The 12,655-nt window shown below is 63.5% G+C and carries 11 protein-coding genes; 4 read left to right on the top strand and 7 right to left on the bottom strand.

Annotation, left to right across the window (positions count from 1 at the left end):
- Nucleotides 1-43 precede the first annotated feature (43 nt).
- Nucleotides 44-487: a hemagglutinin repeat-containing protein gene (locus ACZ5RG_RS14610; RefSeq protein WP_464448219.1), complete on the top strand. Its 444-nt coding sequence runs from the start codon at nucleotides 44-46 to the stop codon at nucleotides 485-487.
- Between the two features lie 120 nt (nucleotides 488-607).
- Nucleotides 608-1,147, top strand: a complete 540-nt coding sequence (locus ACZ5RG_RS14615; protein WP_312259762.1) for a hypothetical protein — start codon at nucleotides 608-610, stop codon at nucleotides 1,145-1,147.
- Here the strand turns inward: ACZ5RG_RS14615 and ACZ5RG_RS14620 are convergent, their stop codons facing one another.
- Nucleotides 1,148-3,037, bottom strand: coding sequence for an acyl-CoA synthetase (locus ACZ5RG_RS14620; protein ID WP_464447439.1), 1,890 nt, complete (start codon nucleotides 3,035-3,037; stop codon nucleotides 1,148-1,150).
- Nucleotides 3,038-3,097: 60 nt separating this feature from the next.
- The gene (gene putA / locus ACZ5RG_RS14625) at nucleotides 3,098-6,883 is read right to left on the bottom strand and encodes a trifunctional transcriptional regulator/proline dehydrogenase/L-glutamate gamma-semialdehyde dehydrogenase (protein ID WP_464447440.1); all 3,786 of its coding nucleotides are present in this window, start codon (nucleotides 6,881-6,883) and stop codon (nucleotides 3,098-3,100) included.
- 92 nt (nucleotides 6,884-6,975) lie between these two features.
- On the opposite strand from putA, the gene ACZ5RG_RS14630 reads away from it, so the two are divergent.
- Nucleotides 6,976-7,449, top strand: coding sequence for an Lrp/AsnC ligand binding domain-containing protein (locus ACZ5RG_RS14630; RefSeq protein ID WP_312259765.1), 474 nt, complete (start codon nucleotides 6,976-6,978; stop codon nucleotides 7,447-7,449).
- A 23-nt stretch (nucleotides 7,450-7,472) separates the two neighbouring features.
- Complete coding sequence (locus tag ACZ5RG_RS14635) at nucleotides 7,473-7,862, top strand: thiol-disulfide oxidoreductase DCC family protein (protein ID WP_298602776.1); 390 nt, start codon at nucleotides 7,473-7,475, stop codon at nucleotides 7,860-7,862.
- Nucleotides 7,863-7,872: 10 nt separating this feature from the next.
- Here ACZ5RG_RS14635 and ACZ5RG_RS14640 read toward each other — a convergent pair whose 3' ends face one another.
- From ACZ5RG_RS14640 to ACZ5RG_RS14660, 5 genes are read right to left on the bottom strand one after another with little or no spacing between them, the layout of a single operon-like run.
- Nucleotides 7,873-9,204, bottom strand: coding sequence for a leucine-rich repeat-containing protein kinase family protein (locus ACZ5RG_RS14640; RefSeq protein ID WP_464447441.1), 1,332 nt, complete (start codon nucleotides 9,202-9,204; stop codon nucleotides 7,873-7,875).
- Nucleotides 9,205-9,241: 37 nt separating this feature from the next.
- On the bottom strand, nucleotides 9,242-10,012 hold the full coding sequence (locus tag ACZ5RG_RS14645) for an ABC transporter ATP-binding protein (protein WP_298602714.1): 771 nt from the start codon (nucleotides 10,010-10,012) through the stop codon (nucleotides 9,242-9,244).
- A 40-nt stretch (nucleotides 10,013-10,052) separates the two neighbouring features.
- On the bottom strand, nucleotides 10,053-11,207 hold the full coding sequence (locus ACZ5RG_RS14650) for a succinylglutamate desuccinylase/aspartoacylase family protein (protein ID WP_464447442.1): 1,155 nt from the start codon (nucleotides 11,205-11,207) through the stop codon (nucleotides 10,053-10,055).
- Between the two features lie 24 nt (nucleotides 11,208-11,231).
- Nucleotides 11,232-11,948, bottom strand: a complete 717-nt coding sequence (locus tag ACZ5RG_RS14655) for an ABC transporter permease (RefSeq protein WP_464447443.1) — start codon at nucleotides 11,946-11,948, stop codon at nucleotides 11,232-11,234.
- Nucleotides 11,949-12,650 carry an ABC transporter permease gene (locus ACZ5RG_RS14660; RefSeq protein WP_312259768.1) on the bottom strand — a complete coding sequence of 234 codons (702 nt, stop codon included), beginning with the start codon at nucleotides 12,648-12,650 and terminating at the stop codon, nucleotides 11,949-11,951. It abuts the gene before it with no gap.
- Between the last annotated feature and the right edge of the window lie 5 nt (nucleotides 12,651-12,655).

Genomic DNA, 12,655 nt, shown 5'->3' on the forward strand with positions numbered 1-12,655 from the left:
AGGGGCAGACGCGCTCAAGGCAGGCCAAGGCGACGCCAGCGGCATGGTGCGAACGGGTGCCCAGAACCCAGACGGCAGCCTCAAGACCAACGCAGACGGCACACCTGAAACCACACAAGGCAACGCCGCAGACAAAGCCGGAGGCATTGGCATCAGCATCAACGTGGGCTCGAGCAGCACCAACCAAAGCAAGAGCGGCAGCGTGGGCATAGCCATGCAGTTGGGCAATGGCGGCGGTATGGGTTTTACGGCCAGTGCCAGCAAAGCCACAGGCCAAGGCGCGGGCAACTGCACCACGTTCGCGAACACGCAAGTGGCGGGCAATTCGGTGAACATCGAGTCGGGCGGTGACACCACGCTCACAGATCTGCAAAACCCGGCAGACAAGCGCTCCATTACCGCCGATGGCAAGCTGCAAGCCGTGTTTGGCAAAGAGCAGGCCACCATGTTTGAGTTGGCCGGGATCATTGGCAAGCACCTGAGTTGATTTTTGATGGCGGTATAGCCCTTTGGGTAGATGAAAATTGACCGTTGGATGGCTTCACGGTTCCTCCCGGTTTTTGCAGACTGTTCTTGTCTTTCAACTGCAATAACCAAGGATCTTTTCATGTCGCCACGATTCGTCAAAATCACTTCAATGACCGCCGCCATCGTGCTGGCGTCTTCCTGTTTCGCCGCCTTTGCCCAAGGGACAGGCACAGGTTCCGGTTCGGGGGCTGGCCCAGGTGCCGGCGTCGGCGCAGGGCCTGGACCGGGCACAGGCCCCGCCGCCGGTTTCGGTGCCAAGACGGAGCAGTTTGTGGAGCGGCAAAAAGAATCCATCCGCCATCAAACGCAGATGCGGACGCAAGAAAAAAACCTGTCGGACACACGCGGCCAGATCAAGGCGCAGGAGAATTTGCTCAAGCAAACGCGTGACCAAATCAAGCGACAAGACCAGTTGCTGACGCGCACACGCAGCCAGATTCAGGACCACGCGCAAGACAAGCCCGAGCTGCTGGACCTTTTGCGCAAGCAAGAGCAAACCCAGGAGCGGCTGTTGACGCGATTGAAAACCCAAGAGCAAAGCCTGGTCCAGATGCGCGACCAGTTCAAAGCCGAAGAACAGGAGCAAACCCAATTGCGCGATCAACTCAAAAACAGGTGACTATTTCTCGCAAAACCGGATCTTGACGGGCAAGGCCAGCAGCAACGGCTTCAAGGCCGCCCAAGCCGCTTCGGGTGTGGCTCTTGCGTCGACTTCTACCGGGGCATCGCCCGTGGCTTTGACCTGGGGCCATTGCGTGGCGGGCGTTTGCAAGGGTGTCAGCACCCGATCGACCAGGCCTTGCACCACCGCAGCGGTGGCCAAGGCGCGCAGTTCGGGTTTGTAGATCTTGCCGACGTTGGTGACAGGCATGCGTTGCAGCACGGTGATGGATTTGGGTCGGGCTGGGGCTTCGTCCACGCCTTGGGCGGTGAAGGCCAGCAGTTCGTCTTCGCTCACCACACTGCCGGGTTTGAGCGTGACAAAGGCCACGGGCAATTCGCCTGCATAGGCGTCGGGTGCGCCCACGGCGGCGCACAGTTCGACGGCGGGGTGTGCGCCCAGTGCGTCTTCGATCACTTTGGGGTCGATGTTGTGGCCACCTCGAATGATCAAGTCTTTGGCCCGGCCCGACAGGTGCAGTCGGCCTTGCTCGTCGATGAAGCCCACATCGCCCGTGATGAGCCAGCCCTCGGGCGTGATGCTGCGGGCGGTTTCGGCGGCATCGAGGTAGCCTGAAAACAGGTTGGGTCCTTGGTAGAGCACCATGCCTTTTTCGCCCGCTGGCAGGTCTTGTCCGGTGGTTTGGTCGTCGCTGTTCAAGGCCACCACACGCACCCGCGCGTGCGGCAGCGGCCAGCCCACGCAGCCTGCGGGTGCGCTCAGGCCTGGTGGGGCCACGGTGCTCAGGCCAGCGGTTTCGGTCATGCCCAGGCTTTCGTTGATCTGCAAGCCGAAGCTTTGCGCAAAGCGTTGCGCCAGTTCGGGCGGCAGTGGTGCAGCGCCGGTGCGCACCGCACGCAGGCGTGAGATGTTGGCCCCGTTCAGCGGCACGCCCGCCAGCGCCGCCAGCACCGTGGGCACACCCGACATGAGGGTGCAGCCGTGGTGTTCGGCCAAGCGCCAATAGTTTTGCACCACGTCGCGGTGGCGAAACAGCGCGGCGGTGGGAATGACGATGTGCATGCCCACGGCCAGCGAACACAATGCGCCGGGCAAGACACCGGCCACATGGAACAGCGGGTAGCCGTTGATGGTCACATCGCTGGCTTGAAAGCCTTGCATCGTGGCGTTGGCCCAAGCGGTGAACACCTGTGCGCCATGGCTGTGCCGTGCCAGTTTGGGTGCGCCGGTGGTGCCCCCGGTGTGAAAGTAAGCGGCGATGTCGCTGGCCTGAATGACGCGTTCGCTTTGCAGGCCGTCACTGGCTTGTTGCTGGCGCAGGGCATGAAAGTCGTGTGTGCCGGGCGGCAAGCCAGACGCCAGAGCGTGGCCATCGGGGTGCACGAACAGCACGGTGTGCAGTTGGGGCAATTGGGCTTGCAGGCGCAGTGCTTTGTCGCGCATCTGGCTGTCGTCGTCCACGCCGTGGGCGATCAGCACTTTGGCCTGACTGGCCTGCAAGAGGGACAGCAGTTTTTCTTCGCTCAACAAGGGGTTGAGCGGTTGCACAATGCCTGCCGCCTCGCCACCCCACAGGGCCAAGTGGTAGGCCAGTCCACCGGGCAGCAAGATGGCCACCACGTCTTGAGGGCCGATGTGCAGGCTGTGCAGCGCATTGGCCGTTTGGTGAATGCCTTGCAGCAAGGTGCGGTATGTCCAGCAGGTGGCTGGGCCGCCGGGCTGGCCTGTGGCCAAAAAGGTGAGTGCGGGCCGGTCGGGGTGGGCTTCGCAGCTGGCGCGAATCAGCGCATAAGTGCTGGCCCAGGGCGCAGCTTGGGCCAAGGGCGTGGCCTCGATGCGGTGAAGGTCGGCGAGGGATTGAACGGGCGTTGAGACGGTCAGGTGCATGCGCGATGTTAGCTACAGCCTGGCCCGTGCTTTGTCACGCAGGTGGCAAAGCACGGGTCATCAAGCGGCCAAAGTCATCAAGCTGGCGTTGCCGCCTGCCGCGGCTGTGTTGGTGCTGATGCTGCGCTCGCTGACCAAGCGGGCCAGCGGCACAGCGGTATCGCCGGGGTGCATGGCGGTGAGCGTGACGATGGCGCCCGGGCGTTGTGCCAGTTGCGCTTGCCACTGCAAGGTGGTGGCTGCGTCGGCGTGCAGCAAGGCGGCATCCACCGGCGACGCGTGTGCCGTGTCGTGCAGCGTCACCTGGCTTTGCACCGCTTTGGGCAGTTGCGTGTGCAAGGTTTGCGCAGACAGCGGCCACACGGCGTGGCTGCCCACTGCCAGCACCGCGGCCAGCTGGGTCAGGCGGTCGGCATTGGCATGGGCGTGCTCACCCGTCAGGCACAGCACCCGCGCACGGGCTTGTACCCGGTAGACGTTGCGCTCGCCGGTGGGGCCGCGCAAGACGGCTTCATGGCCCGCCGGGTTGGCGGCGGCAAACTGTGCACACGCGTGCGCCAGCGGCAAACGCTGTTGCGCCACCGCCCAGTCGTGCAGGGCTTGCAGCGCAGGCGATGCCTGCGGCAATGCGGCTGCGCCACTGGCTTGCACGCTGCGCAATGCCGCGTCAGTCGGGCAACGTGCCAACAGGCGCAACAGATACAGTGGCCCACCCGCTTTGGGGCCGGTGCCCGACAAGCCATCGCCGCCAAAGGGCTGCACACCCACCACTGCACCGACCATGTTGCGGTTCACGTACACATTGCCCGCGTGGCTGTGGTCGATGACTTGGGTGATGGTTTCTTCGATGCGCGAATGCACGCCCAATGTGAGCGCATAACCGGTGTCGTGGATGGCATGCAGCAACTCGGGCAGCTGGTTACGGGCATAGCGCACGATGTGCAGCACCGGGCCAAACACCTCGCGCTCCAGTTTGCCAATGTGCGCGATCTCGATCAGCGTGGGGGGCACATAGGTGCCTTTGGGCAAGGACATGCGTGCTTTGGCGCTGATGCGGTGCACCGTGTGGCCGCCTTGCTGCATGGCGCTCACATGCGCTTCGATGCGGGCACGAGCCCGTTCGTCGATCACCGGCCCCATGTCCACGGCCAGGTGCGCGGGGGCACCCATTTGGATCTGGCCCATCGCACCTCGGAGCATCTCGATCAGGCGGTCTGCCACATCGTCTTGCACGCACAGCACGCGCAAGGCCGAGCAGCGCTGGCCAGCGGCCTCAAAAGCCGAGGCCACGGCGTCGGTGACGACCTGTTCCAGCAAGGCCGACGAGTCCACCACCATGCAGTTTTGCCCACCTGTTTCGGCGATCAGGGGCACGGGTTGGCCTTGTGCGTTCAGGCGTTCGGCCAGCGCGGTTTGCAGCACGCGCGCGGTCTCGGTGGAGCCGGTGAACATCACGCCTTGCACACGGGCATCGCGCACCAGTTGCATGCCCACCTCGGCGCCATGGCCTGGCAGCAATTGCACAACCGCTTGGGGCACGCCTGCTTGCCACAGGGTTTGCACCGCCAAGGCCGCAATGGCGGGCGTGGATTCGGCGGGCTTGGCCAGGACTGGATTGCCAGCGGCCAGCGCGGCAGCCACCTGGCCCACAAAAATCGCCAGCGGAAAGTTCCAAGGGCTGATGCACACCACTGGCCCCAGCGGCGTGTGGGTGCGGGGGTCAAAATCGCGGCGCACTTGCGCGGCGTAGTAGCGCAAAAAGTCCACCGTTTCGCGCAGCTCGGCCACGGCGTGGCCCCAGGTTTTTCCTGCTTCGCGCACCAGCAGCGCCATCACGCGCGGTGCGTCGGCTTGCAGCAAGTTGGCGGTGCGTTCAAGCAGTGCGGCACGCAGTGCAGGTGGCGTGGCCGCCCATGCGGCTGCGGCCTGTGAGGCCGATTGCAGCGCGGCTTCAGCATCGGCTGGGTGGGTGAACTGCACGGTGCCCAGCACGTCGCTGTGGTCGGCGGGGTTGCGCAGGGTGTGGGTTTGTTCGCCCGTGCCCGTGGCCAACAATGCGTGTGCGGTCAGGGGCTTCACATCCAAGGCCAGCATGTGGGCCTGCATGTCCAAAGCCAGTTGGCGCAGCGTGGGTTCGTGGGCCAAATCGGGGCCGCTCGAGTTGAGACGGTCTGTGCCATACAGTCGCGCGGGCAGCGGGATTTGAAGGTGTGGCTGGCCGGGGCGGGTGCCTTCACGCGCGGCGTCTTGGTCAACGCGTGCCACCGGGTCTTGCACCAAATCGTCGATGGTCACACTGGCGTCGGCCATGCGGTTGACAAATGAGCTGTTGGCCCCGTTTTCGAGCAGGCGGCGCACCAGATAAGCCAGCAAGGTTTCATGGCTGCCCACCGGGGCATAGATGCGGCAAGGCCGTTGCAGAGGGCCCACCACCTGTCGGTACAGCGGCTCACCCATCCCGTGCAGGCACTGGAATTCGTATTGACCTGGCGCATATTCGCCGCCAATGTCTTGCGCCATGTGCACGATGGCGGCCACGGTGTGTGCGTTGTGCGTGGCAAATTGGGGGTACACCGCATGGGGCGCGGCCAGCAGCTTTTGGGCGCAGGCCAGGTAAGACACATCGGTGTGGTGTTTGCGCGTGTAGACCGGGTAGTCGCTTTGGCCGTCCAGCTGGGCGCGTTTGATCTCGCTGTCCCAATAAGCGCCCTTGACCAAACGCACCATCAAACGGTGCCCTGTGCGGCGTGCCAGATCGATGACAAAGTCGATCACATAGGGGCAACGCTTTTGGTAGGCCTGGACCACAAAGCCGATGCCGTTCCAGCCCTGCAAGCTGGGCGCGTGGCACAGCGCTTCGAGCAGGTCGAGCGACAAGTCGAGCCGGTCCACCTCTTCGGCATCAATGTTCAAACCGATGTCGTAGTGACGGGCCAGTTTGGTCAGTTGCAGCACACGCGGCAGCAGTTCATCCATCACGCGTTGGTGCTGGGCGCGGCAGTAGCGTGGGTGCAGGGCCGACAGCTTGATCGAGATGCCAGGGCCGTTCACAAGGCCTTGCCCGTTCGCTGCTTTGCCGATGGCGTGGATGGCGTTTTCATACGCGCTCAAATAGCGCTGCGCGTCTGCTTCGGTCAGGGCGGCTTCGCCCAACATGTCGTACGAATAGCGAAAGCCTTGCGCTTGCATGTCGTGGGCACGGTGCAGGGCTTGCTCAATCGTCTCGCCCGTCACAAACTGCTCGCCCAGCATTTGCATGGCCAGCTGCACGCCTTGGCGGATCAGCGGCTCGCCGCTTTTGCCCACCAGCCGCGTGAGCGAGGCCAGCATCGCCCCCTCGCTGTGCGTGGCCACCAGTTTGCCGGTGAGCAGCAGGCCCCACGAAGCGGCGTTGACAAACAGCGAAGGGCTGCGGCCCACATGCTGGTGCCAGTCGCCTCGGCCAATCTTGTCGCGGATCAGTGCGTTGCGCGTGGCCGCGTCGGGGATGCGCAGCAGCGCTTCGGCCAGACACATCAGGGCCACGCCTTCTTCACACGACAGGGCGTATTCCTGCATCAGGCTTTGTACGCGGCCGGCACGGCCGCTCAATGTATTGCCGGCACGGCCACCCAGTTGCGGGCTTTCACGCAGGCCCTGCACCAGCTGACGGGCCAGCGCGTCGGTGCGTTGGACTTGCGCTGTGGGCATGCGGGCCGCTGCCAGCAGCGGGGCCAGGGCCTGTGCTTCGGGCAGGCGCGTGGCGTGGGCAATGGCTTGGCGCAATGCGCTGCGCTCGAGCGGCGGGCCACCGGCACTGAAGTGGGCGCCTGTGGGCAAAGCGGGGGCGGTGATGGCGGTGTTCATGTGGCGTCCTTGACTGACATGAATCGCCATCATCCGGATTAAAGACCAAATATTTCACTGAAATTATTTGATTTAAATGAATAATGTGAAGCATGAGCACCGAAACCCCGGACATCGACCGCATCGACCGCCGCATCCTTGACTTGTTGCAGCGCGATGGCCGCATCAGCAACTTGAAACTGGCCGAAGGCGTGGCCTTGTCGCCCACAGCGGTGTTGGCGCGGGTGCAGCGGCTCACGCGCGAGGGTTTCATCCTCGGCTACGAAGCGCGTTTGAACCCGCTCAAATTGGGCGCGGGCATGATGGTGTTCGTCGAAATCCTGCTCGACCGCACCAGCCCCAATGTGTTTGAGCAGTTCAAGGCGGCGGTGCAGGTGAGGCCCGAGATCCTGGAGTGCCACATGGTGGCCGGAGGCTTTGACTATTTGCTTAAAACCCGCGCCGCCGACATGAACGCCTACCGCGAATTTGCGGGCACGGTGCTGTGGCAGCTGCCCGGCGTGCGCGAAACGCGCACCTACGCGGTCATGGAAGAAGTCAAGAACACAACGGCATTGGCGCTGTGAGCATGCCCAACACATCTCGCCCGCTGATCGTGGTGTTTGACGGGCAATGCCTGTTTTGCAACGCTTGGGTGCGATTTTTGCTGCGACACGACCGGCGCGGTGTGTTCTGTTTCGCCGCGATCCAGGGCCGCACGGGTCAAGCGCTGCTGCAACAAGCGGGCTTGCAGCTGGAGGGCTTGGAGACCTTGCTGCTGGTGGATGGCCGCGAGCACTGGCAGAACACCGATGCGGTGCTGCGCATCTTGCGCCTGCTGGGCTGGCCTTGGCGAGTGGCGGGCTTGGCGCGGTGGGTGCCTGCGGCGCTGCGCGATGCGCTTTACCGCTGGCTGGCCCGCAACCGTTATCGGCTGTTCGGGCGGGCCGAACATTGCATGGTCCCGCCGCCCGAGTTGCGGGCGCGATTTTTGGATTGAGCGCTGCGACTCAGGCCGCCAGTGCGTTCGCCAGCGCCCCACATTGCGCGGCCACGTCGGACATACCTGGCCGTTCGCTGGGCACAGGCGACAGGCAAGCGTGGGCCAGCGCTTGCAAGGCTTCAGACGTGGCCTCAGGCATGGCCACAGGCACTGTTGCCGTGGTGTGGTCGGCCAGCTCTTGCAGCAAACAGCCAAAGGCCCGCACTTCGATGGCCTGCAAACGCTGGCGCAGATCGGGCTGGTCCATCGGCAGCCGCGTGGCTGCGCCAAAGTCGCCCAGCCGCGCGTGGCCATGTACCGGGTCGATCAAGATGTTGTGCGCATACAAATCGCCATGCATCACGCCACGCCGGTGCAAGTGCGCCACTGCATTGGCCACATCGCGTGCGATGCCCAGCGCCAGGCGGTGTGGCATGCGCAAGCCGCTGGGGTACACGTCGCGTGTGCAGCTTTGCAAACTGGGTGGCCCGGCCAGGTTGACATGGGTGGCGGGGATCAAGGGCATCAACAGGCCTGAGGCCTGCGCCGGGTGCTCGGTCAGCCGCGCCACGGGGGTGGTCAGGCTCGGGTGCTCGCCCGCTGCCAAGCAGGCGGCCAATTCGTCTTGCGGCAATCCGTCGCTGGTCACCTCGCCCTTGAACAGCTTGAGTGCCAGCGGCTGCGGCCAGCCCGAGGCCTGCACGCGGTGGATGTGGCCCGAAGCGCCCTCGCCCAACAAGGCACCCAAGCGCAATGCAGCCCACGGCACTTCGGGCAAGGCTGTTTCGTTGGGCAAATCCCAGCCCATGGCGTTGCCTGCCAAGGCCAGCCAAGACAGGCGTGGCCATTCGGTCAACCAGACAGGCACCGCGCTCAGGCGGTTGGCCGAGATGCGCAGCAGCTCCAAGCGCTGGGCGGCTTGCAGGCTCTCGGGTAAAGCCGTGAGCCGGTTGCCCGCCAGCATCAGCTTTTGCAAAGCGGGCCGCTCGCCCAGTGCGGTGGGCAAGTGGCCCAGCGCGTTGTCGGTCAGGATCAGCCAGCGCAAAGCGGGGGGCAGTGCGGCGGGGGGCAACTGAGCGATGCGGTTGGCCTTGAAGCCGACCACTTGCAGCTGAGGGCAATCGCCCAGCACTTCGGGCAGCAACTCAAAGTCATTGTCGGAGGCAAACAGCACTTGCAATTTGTGCAGGCGTGGCAGTTGGTGCGGCAAATCGCGCAGCCGATTGCCGCTCAGGTTGAGCACCTCCAGCGTGTCGGCCAGCGCCCAAATGTCGTCGGGCAACTCGGTCAGGTCACAGGCCAAGTCCAGGCGGCGCGTGCCCGCCAAAGCGCCGCTGCGCAGTTGTTCCAAGGTGTGCATGGTCAAGGGCCTGCGTTTTCGCGGCGCGTGTGGCGGCTCACTTCAGGTGGCCAGACAAAAACTGTTGCAGGCGTTCGCTGCGCGGCTGCAGCAAGATGTCTTGGGGTGCGCCTTGTTCTTCGACCCGGCCTTGGTGCAAAAACATCACCTCGCTGGAGACCTCGCGGGCAAAGCCCATTTCGTGCGTCACCACCACCATGGTTCGGCCTTCTTGGGCCAGCGCTTGCATCACGCGCAGCACCTCGCCCACCAGCTCAGGGTCGAGGGCCGAGGTGGGCTCGTCAAACAACATCACCTCGGGCTCCATGGCCAGTGCGCGTGCAATGGCCACGCGTTGCTGCATGCCGCCCGAAATGTGGGCCGGGTAGTGTTGCATGGCTTGGTGCTTTAGGCCCACTTTGTCCAGGTAGACCTCGGCCCGCTCGCGGGCCTGGGCTTTGCTCAAGCCCAGCACTTGCATGGGCGCCTCCATGACGTTTTCCAGCGCCGTCATGTGGCTCCACAAATTGAAATGCTGAAACACCATGCCCAAGCGGGTGCGCAAGCGCTCCAGTTGGCGCGGATGTGTCGCGTGCAGCAGGCCATCGGTCCCTGGGCTGAGCGACAGCGCTTCACCTGCGACGCTGATGCTGCCGCTGTTGGGGCGCTCCAGCAGGTTGATGCAGCGCAAAAACGTGCTTTTGCCCGAGCCGCTGGAGCCAATGATGCTGATGACATCCCCCGCTTTGGCCGTGAGCGAGACCCCTTTGAGCACCTCGTGGGTGCCAAAGCGTTTGTGGATGTCTTGAACTTGGAGCTTGATGCTCATGGGGTGTGTTCCGAAAAAAGGGCGAAAGGCATGTTGAGGTTCAAGGGCCCAACAAGGCCCCTGTGCGCCTGGGTGTGGAGCCCGAAATTTTGGCCAGTTCCATGCCCGTGGTGGCCCAACGTAAGTTGTGCCGGGTGTAGAGCACGCCGTCGGTGTCGCTGCAAACCAGCTGGCTTTGTGCGGTGATCGGGTTGACCACCCGAGCGATCACGTCGCCGGGTTGCACCCGGTCGCCTGGTTGGCGCTGAAAACTCACCACCCCGGCGCAGGGGGCGTGTAGGTATTGCGAGCCCGACAAAGGTGTGGGCTGGCACAGCGGCTGCGGCGCCGGGCCGTGATCGGGCCCTTCAAGCACTTGCATGTCGGTCAAAAAAGCCAGCAAGGCCTGGCTGTCGCGCGAGGCCAGCGCGTCGCTCACATCGGCTTGGCCGCGCAACTCCACGGTGGTGCTCAAGCACGCTTGCGGCAGCGGGTGCGTGGCCACAAATTCGCTGCCATGGCTGGCCAGCAGCGATTCGCGCAATTGCCACCAAACACCGCTGAGCGATTCATCAAAACAGTGCGCGCCTGTGCCACGCGCCAGCAGCACCGCTTGCGCCCCCAACCATGGGGCCAGGGACCTGAGGCCTGGCTCGCATTCGGGCTCCATGTACAGGTGCACAACGGCTTCAAAGTCGCAATGCAGGTCGAGCACCACATCGGCATCACACGCCAAGCCCATCAGCGTGTGGCGCAGGCTGTCCAGCTCGGTGGTGGGCGGGTGGCGCAGCAGGGCTTGGTGCATGGCTTGGCGCACGGTGCGCACATTGGCCTGCGCGTCGGGCCCCAACTGCGTGGCCACATCGTGGCCGTTTTCGCGCAGCCAATCGACCCACACCGGGTAATGGCGGTTGAAGTTTTGGCCACTGGCCATCTCAAAGCGCCCCATTTGCAATTGCAGCCAAGTCTGGTCAAGCCCGATCGGGTTGGCCATGGGCACCAGCACCACTTGGCCGCGCAATTGGCCTGCGGCCTCGGCTTGTTGCAAATGCTGGCGCAGGTGCTGGATCACCAGCATGCCCGGCAATTCGTCGGCATGCAGGCTGGCCTGAATGTAGACCTTGGGGCCAGCGCCCGGCGCACCAAAATGCCAGCTGTGCAGGCTGCGTGCAGTGCCACAAGCGGGCGAGATCAGGTGGTGTTGGCGGGTATCCACAGGGGGTGCTCAAAAAGGGGGCGTTTAAACGCTCTGGCGTGGCCGCAGATGGGCGAACCAGCGTTGTTCAGCCAGGCGAAACAACTGCACCAACACCAAGGTCAATGACAGGTAAATCAGGCCTGCGCTGATGAAGGCCTCAAACGGCAGGTAAAAGTCGGCATAAATTGAACGCGCTGCGCCCGTGATGTCGAGCAAGGCCGGTACCGTGCTGGCCAGCGAGGTGCTGTGCAGCATCATGATCACTTCGTTGGAATAACCCGGCAAGCTGCGGCGCAGGGCCGATGGCAAGACGATGCGGCGGATGCAGGCCCACTCGCTCAGGCCACAGGCGCGGGCCGCTTCGAGCTCGCCTGCAGGCACATGGCGGATGGCCCCGGCCAGCAGTTCGGTGGTGTAGGCGCAGGTGTTCAATGAAAACGCCAGTGCGGCACAGAAAAACGGCTCTTTGAAGCCACGCCAAAGCCAAGAATCGTCCCACCGCGCTTGGATGTATTCCATCTGGCCTAAGCCGTAATAGATCAGGTAGACCTGAATCAGCAATGGCGTGCCGCGCAGCACATAAGTGAACAACCACACAGGCCCGCGCAACCAAGCCCGCGCAGACACGCGGGCCAGCGCCATGGGCAAAGACAGCAAGCCGCCTGCGCACAAGGACACCAGCAACAGCGCCAGTGAGTTGACGCAGCCTTCCCAGTACATGCGCAGATTTTCGGGGCGCAAGATGACGTCAAATTCCATCTAGCCGCGCTCCTGCCGAACGCCCATGCTGTATTTCTTTTCGAGCCAACCGAGCACCCACATCGACACCGAGGTCATGGCCAAATACAGCAAAGCCGCAAAGGCCAGAAACAGCAGTGGCGCATTGGTGATTTCGCCACGGGCGGCAGCCCCGGCTTGTTTGGCCAGATAAGTCATGTCTTGCAAACCCAGCAAAGACACCAAGGCGGTGGACTTCATCAACACCAACCAGTTGTTGGTGAAACCGGGCAAGGCCAGACGGATCATTTGCGGCAAAGTGATGCGCCAAAAAACCTGCCAAGGCCGCATGCCAAAAGCCATGGCCGCTTCCATTTGACCTTTGGGGATGGCCAAAATCGCCCCGCGAAAGGTCTCGGTCATGTAAGCCCCATAAATGAAGCCGATGGTCAGCACGCCTGCAGCAAAAGGGTCGATCTCGATGGCGGGCCAGTCGCCCAGCGCTTCGAGCAGGGCATTGAGCCCCATTTGCCCGCCATAAAACAGCAGCAGCATCAACACCAAATCGGGAACGCCACGGATCACTGTGGCGTAAACATCGGCCACCCATACGGCCATGGGGCGGTCCGATGTTTTGGCCAAAGCCCCGGCCATGCCCAACACAACAGCCACCACCAAAGACGCCAGCCCGACCTGAAGGACGAGCAGCGAACCTTCAAGGATGCTGAGGAGGTAAGGCGTCATGCAGG

This window comes from Limnohabitans sp. TEGF005, from assembly GCF_055394835.1.

Excerpts from the sequence above, each read along its gene's own strand:
- putA (WP_464447440.1), bottom strand. The coding sequence starts at position 6,883 with ATGAACACCGCCATCACCGCCCCCGCTTTGCCCACAGGCGCCCACTTC.
- ACZ5RG_RS14620 (WP_464447439.1), bottom strand. The coding sequence starts at position 3,037 with ATGCACCTGACCGTCTCAACGCCCGTTCAATCCCTCGCCGACCTTCAC.
- ACZ5RG_RS14630 (WP_312259765.1), top strand. The coding sequence starts at position 6,976 with ATGAGCACCGAAACCCCGGACATCGACCGCATCGACCGCCGCATCCTT.
- ACZ5RG_RS14640 (WP_464447441.1), bottom strand. The coding sequence starts at position 9,204 with ATGCACACCTTGGAACAACTGCGCAGCGGCGCTTTGGCGGGCACGCGC.
- ACZ5RG_RS14655 (WP_464447443.1), bottom strand. The coding sequence starts at position 11,948 with ATGGAATTTGACGTCATCTTGCGCCCCGAAAATCTGCGCATGTACTGG.
- ACZ5RG_RS14615 (WP_312259762.1), top strand. The coding sequence starts at position 608 with ATGTCGCCACGATTCGTCAAAATCACTTCAATGACCGCCGCCATCGTG.
- ACZ5RG_RS14610 (WP_464448219.1), top strand. The coding sequence starts at position 44 with ATGGTGCGAACGGGTGCCCAGAACCCAGACGGCAGCCTCAAGACCAAC.
- ACZ5RG_RS14660 (WP_312259768.1), bottom strand. The coding sequence starts at position 12,650 with ATGACGCCTTACCTCCTCAGCATCCTTGAAGGTTCGCTGCTCGTCCTT.
- ACZ5RG_RS14645 (WP_298602714.1), bottom strand. The coding sequence starts at position 10,012 with ATGAGCATCAAGCTCCAAGTTCAAGACATCCACAAACGCTTTGGCACC.